This window comes from Ruegeria sp. YKSD179 (assembly GCF_059612885.1).
This window is the reverse complement of record NZ_JBXWRL010000035.1, coordinates 1-16,186: the sequence shown is the minus strand read 5'-3', so window position 1 is coordinate 16,186 and position 16,186 is coordinate 1. Positions and strand designations below refer to the sequence as shown.

The 16,186-nt window shown below is 53.3% G+C and carries 20 protein-coding genes; 11 read left to right on the top strand and 9 right to left on the bottom strand.

Going from position 1 to position 16,186, the window contains the following annotated elements; genetic code table 11:
• Positions 1-115 precede the first annotated feature (115 nt).
• Positions 116-340: a DUF1150 family protein gene (locus AC2FNE_RS16045; protein WP_170478432.1), complete on the bottom strand. Its 225-nt coding sequence runs from the start codon at positions 338-340 to the stop codon at positions 116-118.
• Between the two features lie 5 nt (positions 341-345).
• Entirely contained in the window at positions 346-759 is a 414-nt protein-coding gene (locus tag AC2FNE_RS16040; RefSeq protein WP_170478429.1) for an Hsp20 family protein, read from the bottom strand.
• A 163-nt stretch (positions 760-922) separates the two neighbouring features.
• Here AC2FNE_RS16040 and AC2FNE_RS16035 point away from each other — a divergent pair, with 163 nt between their 5' ends.
• The 3 genes from AC2FNE_RS16035 to AC2FNE_RS16025 all read left to right on the top strand — a co-directional run bounded on the left by AC2FNE_RS16035 (position 923) and on the right by AC2FNE_RS16025 (position 2,771).
• The gene (locus AC2FNE_RS16035) at positions 923-1,147 is read left to right on the top strand and encodes a YdcH family protein (protein ID WP_170478426.1); all 225 of its coding nucleotides are present in this window, start codon (positions 923-925) and stop codon (positions 1,145-1,147) included.
• 75 nt (positions 1,148-1,222) lie between these two features.
• Positions 1,223-1,711 (top strand): 5-(carboxyamino)imidazole ribonucleotide mutase, encoded by a 489-nt coding sequence (gene purE, locus AC2FNE_RS16030; protein WP_170607265.1) that lies wholly within the window; start codon positions 1,223-1,225, stop codon positions 1,709-1,711.
• A complete protein-coding gene (locus tag AC2FNE_RS16025) occupies positions 1,704-2,771 on the top strand; it encodes a 5-(carboxyamino)imidazole ribonucleotide synthase (RefSeq protein ID WP_496805790.1) in 1,068 nt (355 codons plus the stop codon). Before purE ends, AC2FNE_RS16025 begins: the two co-directional genes overlap by 8 nt.
• Positions 2,772-2,808: 37 nt before the next feature.
• On the opposite strand, the gene AC2FNE_RS16020 is transcribed toward AC2FNE_RS16025, so the two are convergent.
• The 6 genes from AC2FNE_RS16020 to AC2FNE_RS15995 form a co-directional block, all read right to left on the bottom strand.
• Positions 2,809-3,960, bottom strand: coding sequence for an alpha-D-ribose 1-methylphosphonate 5-triphosphate diphosphatase (locus tag AC2FNE_RS16020; protein WP_170607269.1), 1,152 nt, complete (start codon positions 3,958-3,960; stop codon positions 2,809-2,811).
• On the bottom strand, positions 3,957-4,730 hold the full coding sequence (locus AC2FNE_RS16015) for an alpha/beta hydrolase (RefSeq protein WP_170607271.1): 774 nt from the start codon (positions 4,728-4,730) through the stop codon (positions 3,957-3,959). Before AC2FNE_RS16015 ends, AC2FNE_RS16020 begins: the two co-directional genes overlap by 4 nt.
• A gap of 38 nt (positions 4,731-4,768) precedes the next feature.
• A complete protein-coding gene (locus tag AC2FNE_RS16010) occupies positions 4,769-5,611 on the bottom strand; it encodes a DMT family transporter (RefSeq protein ID WP_170607273.1) in 843 nt (280 codons plus the stop codon).
• 166 nt (positions 5,612-5,777) lie between these two features.
• Positions 5,778-7,421, bottom strand: a complete 1,644-nt coding sequence (gene groL / locus AC2FNE_RS16005; protein WP_170478410.1) for a chaperonin GroEL — start codon at positions 7,419-7,421, stop codon at positions 5,778-5,780.
• A 54-nt stretch (positions 7,422-7,475) separates the two neighbouring features.
• Positions 7,476-7,763, bottom strand: a complete 288-nt coding sequence (gene groES, locus AC2FNE_RS16000; protein WP_170478407.1) for a co-chaperone GroES — start codon at positions 7,761-7,763, stop codon at positions 7,476-7,478.
• Between the two features lie 165 nt (positions 7,764-7,928).
• Positions 7,929-8,603 carry a DUF2161 domain-containing phosphodiesterase gene (locus AC2FNE_RS15995; RefSeq protein WP_496805789.1) on the bottom strand — a complete coding sequence of 225 codons (675 nt, stop codon included), beginning with the start codon at positions 8,601-8,603 and terminating at the stop codon, positions 7,929-7,931.
• A 127-nt stretch (positions 8,604-8,730) separates the two neighbouring features.
• On the opposite strand from AC2FNE_RS15995, the gene AC2FNE_RS15990 reads away from it, so the two are divergent.
• The 7 genes from AC2FNE_RS15990 (at position 8,731) to AC2FNE_RS15960 (ending at position 15,013) form a co-directional block, all read left to right on the top strand.
• Positions 8,731-9,711, top strand: a complete 981-nt coding sequence (locus tag AC2FNE_RS15990; protein ID WP_496805788.1) for a TraB/GumN family protein — start codon at positions 8,731-8,733, stop codon at positions 9,709-9,711.
• A gap of 106 nt (positions 9,712-9,817) precedes the next feature.
• On the top strand, positions 9,818-10,738 hold the full coding sequence (locus tag AC2FNE_RS15985; RefSeq protein ID WP_170607279.1) for a manganese-dependent inorganic pyrophosphatase: 921 nt from the start codon (positions 9,818-9,820) through the stop codon (positions 10,736-10,738).
• A gap of 221 nt (positions 10,739-10,959) precedes the next feature.
• On the top strand, positions 10,960-11,835 hold the full coding sequence (locus AC2FNE_RS15980) for an HAD family hydrolase (protein WP_170607281.1): 876 nt from the start codon (positions 10,960-10,962) through the stop codon (positions 11,833-11,835).
• A 101-nt stretch (positions 11,836-11,936) separates the two neighbouring features.
• Positions 11,937-12,380: a MaoC family dehydratase gene (locus AC2FNE_RS15975; protein ID WP_496805787.1), complete on the top strand. Its 444-nt coding sequence runs from the start codon at positions 11,937-11,939 to the stop codon at positions 12,378-12,380.
• Positions 12,381-12,570: 190 nt separating this feature from the next.
• Positions 12,571-13,503 (top strand): bifunctional riboflavin kinase/FAD synthetase, encoded by a 933-nt coding sequence (locus tag AC2FNE_RS15970; RefSeq protein ID WP_170607285.1) that lies wholly within the window; start codon positions 12,571-12,573, stop codon positions 13,501-13,503.
• Positions 13,500-13,973 (top strand): YcgN family cysteine cluster protein, encoded by a 474-nt coding sequence (locus AC2FNE_RS15965; RefSeq protein ID WP_170478388.1) that lies wholly within the window; start codon positions 13,500-13,502, stop codon positions 13,971-13,973. The genes AC2FNE_RS15970 and AC2FNE_RS15965 overlap by 4 nt, the downstream gene beginning before the upstream one ends.
• Positions 13,973-15,013 carry a threonine aldolase family protein gene (locus AC2FNE_RS15960; protein ID WP_170607287.1) on the top strand — a complete coding sequence of 347 codons (1,041 nt, stop codon included), beginning with the start codon at positions 13,973-13,975 and terminating at the stop codon, positions 15,011-15,013. The genes AC2FNE_RS15965 and AC2FNE_RS15960 overlap by 1 nt, the downstream gene beginning before the upstream one ends.
• Before the next feature lie 56 nt (positions 15,014-15,069).
• On the opposite strand, the gene AC2FNE_RS15955 is transcribed toward AC2FNE_RS15960, so the two are convergent.
• Positions 15,070-15,669, bottom strand: coding sequence for a 2-hydroxychromene-2-carboxylate isomerase (locus AC2FNE_RS15955; RefSeq protein ID WP_170607289.1), 600 nt, complete (start codon positions 15,667-15,669; stop codon positions 15,070-15,072).
• A 107-nt stretch (positions 15,670-15,776) separates the two neighbouring features.
• Here AC2FNE_RS15955 and prs point away from each other — a divergent pair.
• On the top strand, positions 15,777-16,186 hold a 410-nt coding region (gene prs / locus AC2FNE_RS15950; protein ID WP_496805786.1), incomplete at its 3' end, for a ribose-phosphate diphosphokinase.

Genomic DNA, 16,186 nt, shown 5'->3' with positions numbered 1-16,186 from the left:
TATTCCCGCGTCTCCGTAAGTTGGCTCGTGGTCGCACCCCATCAGGGCACATCCATTGCCCGACCCGGCAGGAATGTCACGTCATTTATATAGTGAATTTTACCTCGCCGACGATTCAGTGCACCGGGACAGGAGACATGTCGTTCTGGCGCGCCAAAACGAATGCAAGCTTTCGGTCCGCTACCAGTGCCAATCGTTGTCCATCAGAATCATGTACGGCATAAAGTTGGTCCAAATCGCCCGCCTGATCCCTAAGATCGCTTGGCAGGTCAGCAACCTCGACCGTTTTGACGTAAACGATGCGGTCACCTTCGGTGTTGAGTTCAATAGGTGTATTCATAGCCCTTACCCCTTTTTTATGTTGATTGTTTGCACCACGGTTTCAGGAACGGCGCGGGTCAGATCCACGTGCAACAGACCATTTTCCATTATCGCTTCGCCCACTTCGACCCCGTCGGCCAACACAAACATGCGCTGAAACTGACGTGCCGCAATACCACGATGCAAGAATATACGACCCTCGCTGTCGTCGTTTTGACGGCCACGGATCACAAGTTGACGATCCTCGATCGTAATCGACAGGTCCTCTTCGGCAAACCCTGCCACCGCCAGAGTAATTCGATATGAAAAATCAGAAGTCTGCTCGATATTGTAGGGTGGATATCCTTCGTTTCCGGCCTTTGCTGACCGCTCCAAAAGGCGTTCCAACTGCTCGAACCCCAAAAGATGCGGGTAGGAGCCAAGAGTAAGTTTCGACACGTATATTCGTCCTTTTTTGCCAAAGCGACGTATGTGGCGGCCCCGTTCTGGCAACCGCTTGCAATAACATATGGGAACAATTCAGGATGTCCACAAGGGCTGGCCCGATTCAAATCAAGACACTATCTTGTGTGGGAAGCACCGCCAAAAACATGAGTCGCCCATGAATGCGCCCACTGACATTTCCATGAAGACTGACGAGGTTTTGAGGGTCGAACTCGAAGTATTTCGACGGCAACACCGCGATCTTGACGAAGCGATTGAAGCACTGCAGGCCAAGGGTACATCAGATCAATTAACAATAAAACGGCTGAAAAAGCAGAAACTTCGCCTCAAAGACATTATTAGATTGATCGAAGATCGTCTGACCCCAGATATCATCGCCTGAAAACCCTGCTCTACATTGCCACCAAGGTGGATTTGGCTATAGTGCGCGCTCTTTCTAAGGGCGGAGTGCTGGCGGATGGGCGAGATCAAAGTTGGAATCATCATGGGCAGCCAGTCGGACTGGTCCACCATGAAGGAATCCGCCAATATTCTTGATGAACTGGGCATCGCTTATGAAAAACGCATTGTCTCAGCTCATCGTACCCCGGATCGGTTATGGGAATACGGAAAAAGCGCTGTGTCTCGCGGGTTGCAGGTGATAATCGCCGGCGCAGGAGGAGCAGCCCATTTACCCGGCATGATGGCTTCGAAAACACGGGTGCCGGTTATAGGTGTTCCTGTGCAAACCCGCGCGTTGTCGGGCGTTGATTCACTTTATTCAATCGTTCAGATGCCCAAGGGCTTCCCGGTTGCAACAATGGCCATTGGATCGGCTGGAGCCTCAAATGCAGGGTTGATGGCAGCAGGCATTCTTGCCTTACAGGACGAAGGGCTAGCCAAACGGCTGGACGCCTGGCGTGACGCGTTGTCCGCTTCTATTCCTAAGGAACCCGTTGATGAGTAAGGCACTGCAACCCGGCGCGAAAATCGGGATTTTGGGTGGTGGTCAGCTTGGGCGGATGCTCTCGGTTGCTGCAGCCCGACTGGGATTTGTAAGCCACATCTACGAGCCCGGCCCTAACCCGCCTGCGGGCCAGGTGGCTGCCCATGTAACAACTGCCGCGTATGACGATGCCGATGCGCTGACATCCTTTGCTGCTTCGGTGGACGTCATCACTTACGAGTTCGAAAACATCCCGACCGAAACCTTGGACCTGCTGGAGGCTCACCGCCCAATCCATCCGGGACGCGAGGCTTTGCGTGTTAGTCAGGATCGTCTGACCGAAAAAGCCTTTCTGCAGGGTCTTGGGCTCCGAACAGCACCGTTCGCTGATGTCACCGATCTCGAAAGTCTGCGTATTTCAATTGAACAGATTGGTGCTCCAGCAATTCTAAAGACCCGCAGGTTTGGCTATGATGGAAAAGGTCAGGTCAGGCTGCAAAGGCCCGAAGATGCTGAAACAGCGCTTTCGGAGATGGCCGGAGCGCCTGCCATCCTCGAAGGTTTCATCGACTTCAGCCATGAAATTTCAATCATTGCCGCGCGGGGATTGGACGGCCAAGTTTCATGTTTCGATCCGGGCGAAAACGTTCACCGCAATGGCATCTTGCATACGACGACAGTCCCGGCTCGTCTCCCACCCGCGATGCGCACAGACGCGGTATTGCTTGCGGCCAACATATTGAACGCGTTGGATTACGTGGGCGTAATGGGAGTCGAGCTGTTCGTGACACCAGAAGGCCTGATAGTTAACGAGATCGCTCCTCGAGTTCATAATTCTGGACACTGGACGCAGAATGGATGTGCTGTGGATCAATTCGAGCAGCATATTCGAGCGGTTGCAGGGTGGCCTCTGGGCGATGGACAGCGTCATTCGGATGTGGTGATGGAAAACCTGATTGGCGACGACGTGAATAAAGTGGCTGATCTTGTGCAGGAACGAGACGTGGCCTTACATCTTTATGGCAAGGCTGAGGTCAAGGCCGGTCGAAAGATGGGACATTTCAACCGCGTCATTCGCTGATGCGCTCTACGAATACCAAATAGGTCTTCGCTGGACTTTAGGCAGCAAACCGGGCAGCAATATCGCCTGACATATAACTTAATCGCCCAGCGGACAAAGTGGCCGCAACCCGGAACGTTTTGGAGTCCAATATCACCAAATCTGCACGTTTTCCGGTTGATAAAGACCCTCGATCAGTCTTTCCCAACACGCGCGCGGGGCCAGAAGATACGAGATTCCAAGCGCCAGCCAAATCCATAAACCCGCTATTTGCCAACATCAGAGCCGCGCGACGCGGGCTTGGGTAATGGTAATCAGAAGCAAGCGCATCGCACAGACCCATCGAAATTAAGTCAAGCGCGCTCACGTTTCCTTTGTGCGATCCCCCGCGTACTACATTTGGGGATCCAAGTACGATGAAATCCCCTTCTTGCCGCGCCGCTTCTGCGGCTGCAAGTGTCTCAGGGAACTCAGATATTCGTACTCCGCGCGTACGCCATTGCGATCTGGTTTCAGCGGTCGCGTCGTCGTGGCTACCCAATCGGACGCCATTCGCGGCAAGGGCCATGCAAAGTTCATCCAATGCCGCAGGAACTTCGTTTCGGCGCGCATGTAAGGTCTTCAGCAACTCAAAGTGGTTCTCTGGGCTGCGACCAGCTTTCAATGCTTGCCCGGTAAGTCGCGGCGGCGTGCGCCCTTCGGCCAGTCGGTCATGCGGCAAGTGATCATTGAAAACCAAATAGGGAACCTCCCACGCGGCGACGCGTTCAGGTAGTCCCGCAAAATCGTCAAGCATATGCGTTTCAAATCGCAACTGCGGGATCAGATCGGTAACAACACTATCTTTGACCTCAGAGATACCCCTGAAAACTTGATCAGCAAATTCCGGGCCGCGAACCCCGCCCTCCCAGCTGTGGAATTGGGCCAAGACAGCAGTCGTAATTCCATTTGCGGCCAGTTCCGCCTCAACCGAAAGTATGCCTTCGGCAATCTGCTTCATTGCTCCACGTCGCGGAGCAATATGGCGCTCGAACCCGTCACCATGCAGGTCAACTATTCCGGGTAAAACGATATACCCGGATAAATCAATGCACCGCCCAGTTTGTTTTGACTGCACCAAACCATCAGCAATGCTAAGGTCAGCGCGAGCTAAGCCATACTCCGGCAACAGCACATCTGCACCGGAAAACGTCAACTCCAGTGCCGTCATCTAGTCGAATCCGAAGCTGGTTCTGCACAATCTTGGCCAATACAGATTTCGTCGATCACGTCCAAAACCCCATCCAGCCAAGTAATTTGGGGGTCGAACTCTCCAAACTCGATAAAGTGAAGCGCTTGCGCCATCACACGTGGGTTATTCATCATAAAAGTATGTGTCACCGGCATTACGATGTGATCGGACATGCCGTCGACCTTAGTGGTCTCCACTGAGACTTTGCCATCATCTGGTCCATCAATCAGCGAGGAAAAGAAGGGATTCAGCGAGTTTTCACCGGCAATTACCCCGAGCTCAAATTCAACCGGCGGCAGGAGGCGTGGAACGCCTTCTGGACCGGTCCCCAATGCCAGCCCCGCAGGACCGTGCAGCAGGCCAAAAACTTCCCAGTCCCCCAACTCGTCTACCAATTGACTACCCTGATTTGGCGGACCCAACATTACCACTCGGCCCAGATTTTCCGGCTGATTGTCTTGCATCCAGTAACGCAAAAGGATGCCGCCCATGGAATGCGCAACCACGTTGGCTTTGTCGTCCCCACAACCCGTAAATGCTTCGGGCAACGTCTGGTTGGCCAAATCATATATCGGCAGGTCTGTCGAAGGATATCCGGGCCGCACAACTGTGTAGCCGTGCGCTTTGAAGAGCTGCTCCATAACAGAAAATGAAGCCTCAGTGCGTGCCAAGCCGTGCAACAGGACAACGCATTTCGCGCTGACCGCTGCTGGAACTAAAAAGAAAAACGTGGCGAGAAGCAACTTCATGCCCGCTAGTTAAGGGCTGCGCCGTCCTGATGGAAGCCCTAGCGGCGCGGCAAGCGGCCGACCGCCAACCCAATCCCGCCCAAAACCATGACTGCACCGAGTAACAGTTCAAAAGATGCGACCTCGCCTAACAACAGCACGCCTCCGATGATGGCAATGACGGGAACACTAAGTTGTACGACCGCAGCTATTGCGGGCGAAAGTCCGGGCAGAACACTATACCACAAGGCATATCCCAGCCCAGATGTCACTGCGCCAGACAAGGCAGCCAGGACAAAACCCATACCTGTCATTTGCCAGTACATGCCCGAGATTTTCAAAGCGATGGCGGTCACTGGCAACGCCACGACAAAGTTTGCCGCAGTGCCAGACAAAGCATCAGGTTCGGACCGCCCAGCCAACGAATACGCCGCCCATCCTATACCAGCACTGGTCATTAAAAGAGCGCCTTTGGTGTCAACTTGCACAGCGCCGGTCGGCCATAGAACGTATGCAAGCCCGAACAAGGCTATACCCGCGCCGATCAGTTGACGGGACGTGGGCACCAGCCCAGTCAATGCCGTAAAAGAAAACATAGAAATCTGCACGACCCCAAACAGGATCAGTGCGCCCAGGCCTGCATCAAGCGTTACATAAGCCAATGAGAAACCGACCATGTAGACAGACAGCGCGCCTGCTCCGATCACGCGTCGACGATGTAGCACGGGCAGTTTTTTACCGCTCCAAAGCACCAACGCAGCAAGCGTCAACGCACCTGTAAGAACCCGAACCACCGCAAAACCAGAAGGATCGGCCGCCCCGCTGTCAATCGCCATGCGATTGAGGATAGAGTTCGCCGCAAATGCACACATAGTCAAAGCGGTCAAAAGGAACAGTCTCATATCCACCACATATCGGTTCAGGCCACCTTTGCACACTCTGAATCGGCAGACAGCGATGCCGGTTTGATTGTTGGTTTTTCGGAACTTAATCTGAAATCGGTTGTGCCAAAAACGAAACGGGGCCGCCCAAGGGCGACCCCGCGGACAAGTCTGAGACCTGAGCAGATTACATCATGCCGCCCATTCCGCCCATGTCAGGCATACCGCCGCCTGGCGCTGCACCTTCTTTGGCAGGTTTGTCTGCAACCATCGCTTCGGTGGTAACCAACAGGCCCGCAACCGATGCCGCATCTTCCAGAGCGGTACGGACAACTTTGGCCGGGTCGATGACGCCGAACGAGAACATGTCGCCATATTCTTCGGTTTGTGCGTTGAAGCCGAACGCGGCATCTGAGGACTCGCGAACCTTGCCAGCAACTACGGCACCGTCCACGCCAGCGTTTTCAGCGATCTGACGCATCGGCGCCTCGATCGCCTTGCGGACGATGTTGATACCAGCGTTCTGGTCCGCGTTTGCGCCTTCCAGTTCGTTCAGTGCTTTGCCTGCCTGAACCAGCGCAACACCACCGCCCACAACAACACCTTCCTGAACGGCAGCGCGGGTTGCATTCAGAGCATCGTCAACACGGTCTTTACGCTCTTTCACTTCAACTTCGGTCATGCCGCCGACGCGGATAACAGCAACACCTCCTGCCAGTTTGGCAACGCGTTCTTGCAGCTTCTCACGGTCGTAGTCAGAAGAGGTTTCTTCGATCTGGGTGCGGATCTGAGCAACACGTGCTTCGATCTCGGCTTTCTCGCCTGCACCGTCAACGATGGTGGTTTCGTCCTTGGTGATTTCGATCTTCTTGGCAGTGCCCAGCATGTCCATTGTGACATTTTCAAGCTTCATGCCCAAGTCTTCGCTGATGACCTGACCACCGGTCAGGATCGCGATATCCTGCAGCATGGCCTTGCGACGATCGCCAAAGCCAGGTGCTTTGACAGCCGCGATTTTCAAGCCGCCACGCAGTTTGTTCACAACCAAAGTTGCGAGCGCTTCGCCTTCAACGTCCTCTGCGATGATCAGCAGCGGCTTTTGCGACTGGATCACCTGCTCAAGCAGCGGAACCATTGGCTGCAGCGAAGAGAGTTTCTTTTCATGCAACAGGACGATGCAGTCGTCGAGTTCTGAGATCATCTTGTCTGCGTTGGTGACAAAGTAAGGCGACAGGTAACCACGGTCGAACTGCATACCTTCGACAACGTCGGTCTCGGTTTCCAGACCTTTGTTTTCTTCGACGGTGATAACGCCTTCGTTACCAACCTTCTGCATCGCGTCTGCAATCTGCTGGCCGATCTCTGCTTCGCCGTTGGCCGAGATGGTACCGACCTGTGCCACTTCTGCCGAGTCTTTGACTTCGCGCGAAGCCGCTTGGATTCCCTCAACGACCTTGGCGGTCGCCAGGTCGATGCCGCGCTTCAGGTCCATCGGATTCAGTCCGGCAGCAACCTGCTTCAGGCCTTCTTTGACGATAGCCTGAGCCAGAACGGTTGCCGTAGTGGTACCGTCACCGGCTTCATCATTGGTGCGGCTGGCGACTTCTTTCACCATCTGCGCGCCCATGTTTTCGAACTTGTCTTCCAGTTCGATGTCCTTGGCGACAGTTACGCCATCTTTGGTGATGCGAGGTGCACCGAAAGACTTGTCCAGAACCACATTGCGCCCTTTAGGGCCCAGGGTCACTTTTACCGCGTCGGCCAGGATGTTTACACCCGCCAGCATACGGTTACGGGCGTCGGTGTCGAACTTGACGTCCTTTGCAGCCATTTCGTTTCTCCTTGAGAAATTATGTTGTGATGAAGATCAGAGAAAGCATTCGGCTTACTCAATGATCCCCATGATGTCGCTTTCTTTCATCATCAGCAGCTCTTCGCCGTCGATCTGAACCTCGGTGCCCGACCATTTGCCGAACAAAATCTTGTCGCCAGCTTTAACAGCCATCGCGATCAATTCGCCGCTGTCCTTGCGTGCTCCCTCGCCGGTCGCAACGACTTCGCCTTCACTTGGCTTTTCTTTTGCGCTGTCGGGAATAATCAGGCCGCCTGCGGTTTTTTCTTCGCTTTCCACGCGACGAACCAGCACACGGTCATGAAGCGGTTTCAATGCCATCTTTGCAGCTCCTTGGGCTCAAAGTTTGTTTATCCTCCCCTCGCCAAAAAGCGAGGCGTTAGCACTCGACGTCTCCGAGTGATAACGACGCATAGCTAAGGGGTGATCGGGGACGAGTCAACAATGTCAGGAAAATTTTTTAGTGTACGCTCGTCAACAAGTTGCTCAGCTGGTTTCTTCCCAACTATAAGCCCAGTGCTTCAAACCTTCGGACCCGACGGCTGTCAGGGTATAGACGCCTATTTCTACCTTTTCAAACCATCCGTAGTGATTGTCACGCATCAACCGAGTCGCTCCGCTAACACCGGTTGAGCCTGCAACTTCTGAGCCCTTTGTCGCCCCATGTTCGGCCAAATAAGCGGCGCACTTCAGAGCATCCTGACGATACGCCGTCACAATTCCATGCCGCGTTGCCCCTCCCGCGTTCGGATCGCCTGAGAGCCGGTCAAATTCGCGTAACAATCGGACAGACTTGCTTCGATTTTTACGCGGCGCATATGGTCCGGGGTCACATTGTACTTCGACCCTGCCATCGGGTTTAACTGTAATCAGCCCAAGCCCTAGTCGACGGCACAAAGACAGATTATCTCGGAGAGCACGCCGAGCAGTGCGACCTTTAGGTTTGCAAACCGCTATATATACCTGATCCGTTATCGTGAGTCGCGAAATTGCCTGATGAAACAAGGCCAAAGTGAACCTCAATTTCAACTCTACAATAATGGGCGGATCATCGCCCTTGACGGCGACGATATCTGCGGCGCCAACCTCGCCTTTAACTGTGTACCCCTGACGCTCTAACAGAGCCTTGACGGGGGGATAGAGATCCTGCTCGCGGTCCATGGGACCATGCTAGGCAGATTGGCAGGGAATGCCAGACCCGGTCCTGAAAACATATCGTCTTGCATGGATTAAAGTCAGGGGGCTAAAACCTCACTGTGACCATCGTGAACGAGGCAGAAAGATAACTATGCGCGTGTTGATTCTACTCACTTGCTTACTTCTGCCGATTTCGGCGTACGGAGCCTGCGAAGGACGCGATCTGCGGCTGGAAATGTCGTCTGAGGAAAGGGCAGAATTGGATAAAGCGTTGTCTTCAATTGTCTTCCCCGAAGGCAACCATTGGATCGCTCGGAAAGACAATACGGTGTTACATTTGATCGGCACGTTGCACACCAATGACGAAAGGATGGGCAACGTGGTCGAAAGGCTGACGCCAACCTTGTCAAAGGCAGATGCCTTCTACTTCGAAATCACTCAGGAAGAAATGGACGCTTTCGAGCGGGATCTGGCGCAGGATTTTAGCCCAGTAATGATTACCTCGGGCCCAACACTGATCGATCTGATGGCCGAAGAAGAATGGGCGGCCCTATCCGCAAATCTGGCAGAGCGTGGAATTCCAGGGTGGATGGCCGCCAAAATGCGGCCTTGGTTCCTGAGCATGATGCTAGGCATTCCACCTTGCCTGATGGAAACACCGGATTTCGACCGGGGCATGGATGCCCGCCTGACTGAGATAGCCAAAGAACACGCGATCCCAAGACACTCTCTGGAAAGCGTCGAAGAGTTAATTGCCATGTTCGACAGCCATTCACTGGAAGAACAGGTGCAGTCTTTGGTCAGGCTGGCAGGCGCGCTGCAGTCAGGTGATGACCAACTCATGACCATGGCAAATGCTTATCTCGAGGAAAAGCACGCGGAAATCATTCAATTGGCGAAAATACAGGGACAAAGGGCCTCAGGCCTGACGCCCCAGGAATTTGAGGCAGAGTGGGAAGGTTTTGAAGACCAGCTGCTTGTGCAACGAAACAACAATTGGCTGCAAAAAATTCTGCCTTTGAAAGACCAAACAGTAGTCATCGCAGTAGGCGCCGGGCATCTGGCGGATACTCACGGCCTGTTGCGCCAACTTGAGTTGGCTGGATACAAACTGGAAAGAGCACCGTTCTAACCTGCGGTCCAAGCCAGACCAACCGTCGCAGCCCCGTCCTGTCGCGTGACAACAGGTTCTGCCAGCCCTATAAGGCCCGCAAATCGTACATCCTCAGGACACTGATATGACAATCCAAGTTTTTGGCCATAAATCACCCGACACTGACTCGACTGGTTCTCCTATAGTTTGGGCTTGGTATCTGAACGAAGTAAAAGGCGAACAGGCCGAAGCCGTGCTGTTGGGCGAACCCAACACCGAAGCTGCCTTCATGCTGGATCGTTGGGATCTGCCAAAGCCACGCATTATCAACGAGGTTACCGAAAGCGCGCCTGTTGTCATCGTTGATACGAACAATCCAGCAGAGTTGCCCGACAACATAAACCAAGCTGATATCCGCGCGATCATCGACCACCACAAGTTGGTTGGTGGGCTGGAAACGAAGGGCCCGATCGACATCACCGTACGCCCACTTGCATGTACAGCGACCATTCTGGTTGATTTGATGGGCGAAGACGCGGCTAAAATGCCTGACTGGGCCAAGGGCGCAGCGCTGACTTGCATCCTGTCCGACACTCTGGAGTTCCGCTCACCCACAACCACCCCGCACGATCGTAAAGTGGCCGAGAGCCTTGCAGCGGAACTTGGATTAGATATCTCGTCCTATGCCGCTGAGATGTTTGCGGCAAAATCCGATGTCTCTTCTTTCTCGGACGCCGAGTTGATCCGAATGGACAGCAAGGAATATGAGGTCGATGGAACCAAGTTCCGAGTCTCAGTTCTGGAAACTACCGCGCCTGGTGTCGTACTGGATCGAAAGGCGAGCTTGGCGGAAACTATGATCGAGGTGTCGAAAGAAGACGGTGTCGATCAAGTCCTTTTGTTCGTTGTCGACATCCTGAATGAAGAGGCAACCTTGTTGGTGCCCAACGACGTGGTCAAATCAGTGGCTCAAAAGAGCTTTGGCGTGACAGTGGAAGGCGACTCTGTTGTTCTGCCGGGCATCATGAGCCGGAAGAAACAAATCATACCAAACCTTAAAGTGTAATACGCGACCTCAAAGCGCCCTACATGGGCGCTTAGTCTTCTTAATGCATCCGCGCGCGCGAAAGCCTATTCAGCATGATGAAAAAAGATTTCTCGTAAGTCTTTCTGAGTGCCAAAAAATTTCTGTTGTTGTGCGGAAGATAACAAGGCCTCCTATAGCCAATCATAGAAGCCTCTGTCATAGGGATCGGTACATGATACGTCCCGCCCCATGAGGAACCCATGACCCAAATCATCTCCACGCTTTCGGAAATCTCCAATCGATACAAAGCACTCTTTGTCGATTTGTGGGGCTGCGTTCACAATGGTATTACAGCCTATCCCGAGGCCGTAGCAGCATTGCAAGCCTATCGCGCAACAGGTGGTCGTGTAGTTCTGGTGACCAATTCCCCTAAGCCCCGCGCAGGTGTTGCAGAACAACTTGTCCAATTCAATGTGCCGCGCGACACTTATGATACCATCGCTACAAGTGGCGACTCGGCGAGGTCAGCAATGTTTCGCGGCGCGGTCGGTGAAAAAGTCTATTTTATGGGCGAATGGGAACGAGACGCCGGTTTCTTTGAACCGCTGAAACTGCTGGATCATCCATTGCATATTGAACGTGTACCACTTGACCAGGCTGACGGGATCGTCTGCTGCGGACCTTTTGATCCAATGGCAGACCCGGCGGTAAACAGACCGGACTTCCTTTATGCCAAACAGAAGGACATGAAGTTACTTTGCGCGAACCCCGATATCGTCGTTGACCGCGGCGAGGTACGCGAATGGTGCGCGGGGGCGTTGGCAAAGCTTTACACCGAGATGGGCGGTGAGAGTCTGTATTTTGGAAAACCACATCCGCCTATCTATGATCTGGCGAGGCGCAGGCTATTGGAACTCGGGGCAGACATTGCGGACTCAGATATTCTTGTGATCGGAGACGGGCCGCAAACTGATATTGCTGGCGGCATGGGCGAAGGCCTCGATTCCTTGTTCATTACTGGCGGATTATCCGCTGTAGAAACGAAAACGTCGCTCCACCCCAACGAAGATGCCTTAAGATCCCACAACGAAAAAGAAAATATCAATCCAACTTACTCGATTGGGCGTTTGCGGTAGATAAAAAAGACTTGATTTTCTGCAGTTGCGAAGTAATAAAGTTGCCAACAGAGCACAATTGACGGTCTTTTGTTGCTCATACGATTCTTGATGAGGGCATCATGTTGGACAATCTTCCTCGCGGGACGATCTGCATAGAAGACATCGAAATGGGTATGACCCGGTACCTGCGCAAAGTAGTAACCGACGAAGATATCGAGATGTTTGCGCAGATCTCGACCGACAGAAACCCTGTGCATCTGGACGATGACTACGCGCGCGACACGATTTTTGAAGGTCGTATTGCTCATGGCATGCTAACAGCCGGTTTGATATCAGCCGTAATTGGCGAACAGCTTCCCGGCCACGGAACGGTGTATATGGGCCAATCCCTGAAGTTCCTCGCACCCGTTCGCCCCGGAGACATGGTTTATGCCGAGGTCAAAGTGATCGATATCGACTTTTCCAAGCGCCGGGTTAAGCTGGATTGCCATTGTTCGGTTGATGGCAAGAAGGTATTGGTTGGCGAAGCCATGGTGCTGGCACCTTCTCGCAAGTTCGACTGATTTTCGGACAAAACAACGTTGTTTTGGGCGCTTTAGACCCCGCAGGTTTACCCATTGCGGATGGATTATCCTTTCAAAGTTGGTCGATAAGACAGATAGTTTGGGTTTTGCGCCACAAATGCAAATTTCGGAGTGTGCTCAGCGCAATGAGATGCTTGAACCCTGTTCTCAGTCCCGCTAGGCAGTCGTTATGCAGATCATCCGTGACTTTCAGTTTGTCGAGCCAGAGAATCGAGGCGCAAGCGTAGCGATCGGGAATTTCGATGGGGTGCATTTAGGCCATCGGTCAGTAATTGAAATGGCTCGCAATGTGGCGCCGGATGCGCCACTGGGTGTTCTGACCTTTGAACCACACCCACGTGAATTTTTTGCGCCTGACGCGCCTCCATTTCGCTTGATGCGTGGCAATGCCCGGGCACACCGATTGGAAAAGTTGGGTGTCCAAAAGCTGTACGAGCTACCGTTTAATGCTGGGCTCGCCGGGCTCACACCTAAAGAATTTGCACAAAACGTGATATGCAACGGATTAGGCTTGTCGCACGTGGTCGTTGGGGCCGATTTCTGCTTTGGCAAGGCAAGGAGTGGGACAGCGGCCGACTTGGTGAAGTTTGGGCAGGAAATGGACTTTGGGGTAACCATTGCTCCGCTGAAAGAACGTTCGGAAAACGTTGTGTCGTCGACAGCAATTCGGGAGGCATTGAGCGACGGGAGGCCGCGTGATGCTGCAGCTATGCTCGGACATTGGCACCGGATTGAAGGCGAAGTAATCGGTGGCGAGCAGCGCGGGCGTGAGCTTGGATTTCCAACCGCTAATATGTCAATCGAAGGACTCCACCCGCCAAGATTCGGAGTGTACGCCGTATTGGTTGACGTTCTTGGCGGACCGCATCAGGGCAGCTATTGCGGCGCAGCGTCTGTTGGCACTCGACCCATGTTTAAAGGCGAAATTCCAAATATTGAGACCTATCTTTTTGACTTCTCGGGCGATCTCTACGGCGCGACTCTATCCGTTGCTTTAGTTGAATATCTGAGGCCGGAAATGACTTTCGACGGACTTGATAATTTGATCGCAAGAATGAATGACGACTGCGCGCAAGCCCAAGATATTCTGGCGGCTCTATGACAGCTGATCCGATTGATCGATCTGGCCTGACCCCAAAGTTTTGGGAGCGTAAGCCCCTGCAGAAGATGAGCCCGAAGGAATGGGAGGCGCTGTGCGACGGGTGCGGGAAGTGCTGTCTGAACAAGCTTGAAGATGAGGATACCGGTGAGGTTGCGCTTACTTGCGTAGCCTGCCGCTTATTTGATGATGAGACCTGTCGCTGCACCCAATACGATATTCGGCATCAATTTGTGCCGGAGTGCATCGTAATGAGGCCGGACAATATCGACGATCACGCCTACTGGCTGCCGCAAACTTGCGCCTACCGTCTTTTGTGGGAAGGCAGGCCCCTTTATGATTGGCACCCGTTATTGTCTGGTACGCCGAACAGCGTTCACAAAGCCGGAATCTCGGTTCAACGTCGCACTGTCTCGGAATTTGAGACCCCCACAGAGGAATGGGAAGATTACATTATTGAGGAGCCGACCTAATGCATTTCGCCTCTGACAATTCCGGTCCAGTTCATCCCGAAGTTCTGGCTGCCCTGGCCAAAGCAAATGATGGCTATCAGATGGCCTATGGCGCCGACACTTTGATGAACGAAGTTCGAGATCGAATTCGCGGGATATTCGAGGCCCCCGGCGCGGCGGTTTATTTGGTTGCTACTGGCACCGCAGCGAATTCTCTGGCTCTGGCCACTCTTTCCAAACCATGGGAGACGGTATTCTGCTCTCCCGTAGCTCATATACACGAGGATGAGTGCAACGCGCCGGAATTTTACAGCGGCGCAAAACTGACCCTCGTGCCTGGCGGCGACAGAATGGCGCCCGATGCCCTGCGCCAATCCATCACTGGCGAAGAAACCCGTGGCGTGCACGGGCCGCAACGTGGACCGGTTTCGATCACTCAGGTAACGGAACGGGGAACGGTGTATACTCTGGAAGAGCTGCAAGCACTTTGCTCGGTAGCCAAGGAATTCAACCTGCCCGTTCATTTGGATGGTGCCCGATTTTCTAACGCCTTAGTCGCGCTGAATTGCTCGCCCGCAGATATGACATGGAAGGCCGGAGTTGACGCGGTTAGTTTTGGCGGTACAAAAAATGGGCTGATGGGGGTCGAAGCCGTTGTGTTCTTTGACGAAAGTAAAGCCTGGGAATTCGAGTTGCGCCGAAAGCGCGGGGCACATCTGTTTTCGAAACATCGCTATTTGTCGGCGCAGATGGCAGCCTATCTAAAAGATGATCTTTGGCTGAAGTCCGCGCGTCAGGCCAACGCCAATTGTAACAGGCTAGCAAATGGCCTACGCGACGCGGGTGCTGAATTTCCGTATGAACCGCACGCCAACATGATTTTTGCAAACCTTACTCGTAAACAGCACAAACGCCTTCACCAGGCTGGTGCGGTTTACCATTTGTGGGCCGGTACGCTAGATGGCTCTGACGAAGAAGAATTGCTGACATGCAGATTGGTTTGTGACTGGTCCATTACAAACGAGCAGATCGATCAATTTTTGAGCCTGTTGCAGGGGTAAGGGGCTTTACCCCCTACCTGATCAGTTGTTCGGTTTAATACGTCCGAAAACAGGGACTACTTCATCTCGGCCAAGTGCCGGTCCAAATCGTCCAGACGATCCTGCCCCCAAAACCTCTGGTCATCCGGGGTGATGTAAAAGGGCGCGCCAAAGACTCCCCTGTCTACAGCCTCTTCCAAATTGGCTGCATAGGTTTCCGCACCAACCAAAAGACCACTGTCGGCAAGATTCGGGTCAAAGCCTGCTTTTTCAAGGCAATCACGAATGACCGCGTCGTCGGCAATGTCTTTTTCCTCGGCCCAGCACGCCCGCAAAAGCGAGTGGCAAAGTTTACCGACGTCGCCTGATCCATCCTTAATCGCGGCAATCACCGCATAGGATGACGGTGCAGCGTTGGTCGGCCAATGTGCTGGTTGCAAATTGAAATCCATCCCAAGATTTTTTGACTGACGCAATAACTCTTGTGCCCGGTATTCGATCCGCGAAATATGCCTGTCTTTGGGTGGGGTCCCTCCGGTGCGACCAAACAACGCGATGATATCCAGCGGTTTGTAGTTGATCGTCGCACCATGTTTTGCGGCAATCTCTTCCAGCCTTGTTCCTGCCAAATAAGTATACGGCGACAGTGTCGCAAAAAAGTAGTCAATCTGGGCCATGTTCAATTTCTCCGCTGCGTTATCTTTGCGGGACGGTAAGGCCATGCTAAGCGGTGTCAACATCACGAATCTGTCACATAGCCATTGCTGCCGGGGATAATCAGCCGATGCCGACACTTCACGAACCCAAGCTAATTGCTGGGAACGCCAATCTTCCGCTTGCCGAAACCATAGCACGACGTATGAGCCTGCATCGCGGCGTTGACCAAGGCCTAGTTGATGCAAGGGTTGAAAGGTTCAATGACGGTGAGATATTTGTCGAAGTTTTCGAAAACGTCCGCGGCGAGGATATGTTCATTGTCCAGCCGACCTCAAACCCGGCAAACGACAACCTGATGGAGCTACTGATTATCGCAGATGCCCTGCGCCGATCTTCGGCTTCGCGGATTACTGCTGTGATTCCTTATTTCGGCTATGCCCGGCAGGATCGCCGTACCAAAGCCCGAACACCAATCAGCGCCAAGCTAGTCGCGAATATGTTGACTGGCGCAGGAATTGAGCGGGTTTTGACCATGGA

What these genes read in the sequence shown, in the direction of transcription:
- AC2FNE_RS15980 (WP_170607281.1), top strand. Translation starts at nt 10,960, where the DNA reads ATGACCCAAATCATCTCCACGCTTTCGGAAATCTCCAATCGATACAAA.
- purE (WP_170607265.1), top strand. Translation starts at nt 1,223, where the DNA reads ATGGGCGAGATCAAAGTTGGAATCATCATGGGCAGCCAGTCGGACTGG.
- AC2FNE_RS15960 (WP_170607287.1), top strand. Translation starts at nt 13,973, where the DNA reads ATGCATTTCGCCTCTGACAATTCCGGTCCAGTTCATCCCGAAGTTCTG.
- AC2FNE_RS15985 (WP_170607279.1), top strand. Translation starts at nt 9,818, where the DNA reads ATGACAATCCAAGTTTTTGGCCATAAATCACCCGACACTGACTCGACT.
- AC2FNE_RS16045 (WP_170478432.1), bottom strand. Translation starts at nt 340, where the DNA reads ATGAATACACCTATTGAACTCAACACCGAAGGTGACCGCATCGTTTAC.
- AC2FNE_RS16015 (WP_170607271.1), bottom strand. Translation starts at nt 4,730, where the DNA reads ATGAAGTTGCTTCTCGCCACGTTTTTCTTTTTAGTTCCAGCAGCGGTC.
- AC2FNE_RS16010 (WP_170607273.1), bottom strand. Translation starts at nt 5,611, where the DNA reads ATGAGACTGTTCCTTTTGACCGCTTTGACTATGTGTGCATTTGCGGCG.
- AC2FNE_RS16035 (WP_170478426.1), top strand. Translation starts at nt 923, where the DNA reads ATGAATGCGCCCACTGACATTTCCATGAAGACTGACGAGGTTTTGAGG.
- groES (WP_170478407.1), bottom strand. Translation starts at nt 7,763, where the DNA reads ATGGCATTGAAACCGCTTCATGACCGTGTGCTGGTTCGTCGCGTGGAA.
- AC2FNE_RS15990 (WP_496805788.1), top strand. Translation starts at nt 8,731, where the DNA reads ATGCGCGTGTTGATTCTACTCACTTGCTTACTTCTGCCGATTTCGGCG.
- AC2FNE_RS16020 (WP_170607269.1), bottom strand. Translation starts at nt 3,960, where the DNA reads ATGACGGCACTGGAGTTGACGTTTTCCGGTGCAGATGTGCTGTTGCCG.
- groL (WP_170478410.1), bottom strand. Translation starts at nt 7,421, where the DNA reads ATGGCTGCAAAGGACGTCAAGTTCGACACCGACGCCCGTAACCGTATG.
- AC2FNE_RS15955 (WP_170607289.1), bottom strand. Translation starts at nt 15,669, where the DNA reads ATGGCCCAGATTGACTACTTTTTTGCGACACTGTCGCCGTATACTTAT.
- AC2FNE_RS15970 (WP_170607285.1), top strand. Translation starts at nt 12,571, where the DNA reads ATGCAGATCATCCGTGACTTTCAGTTTGTCGAGCCAGAGAATCGAGGC.
- AC2FNE_RS15965 (WP_170478388.1), top strand. Translation starts at nt 13,500, where the DNA reads ATGACAGCTGATCCGATTGATCGATCTGGCCTGACCCCAAAGTTTTGG.
- AC2FNE_RS16025 (WP_496805790.1), top strand. Translation starts at nt 1,704, where the DNA reads ATGAGTAAGGCACTGCAACCCGGCGCGAAAATCGGGATTTTGGGTGGT.
- AC2FNE_RS15975 (WP_496805787.1), top strand. Translation starts at nt 11,937, where the DNA reads ATGTTGGACAATCTTCCTCGCGGGACGATCTGCATAGAAGACATCGAA.
- AC2FNE_RS15995 (WP_496805789.1), bottom strand. Translation starts at nt 8,603, where the DNA reads ATGGACCGCGAGCAGGATCTCTATCCCCCCGTCAAGGCTCTGTTAGAG.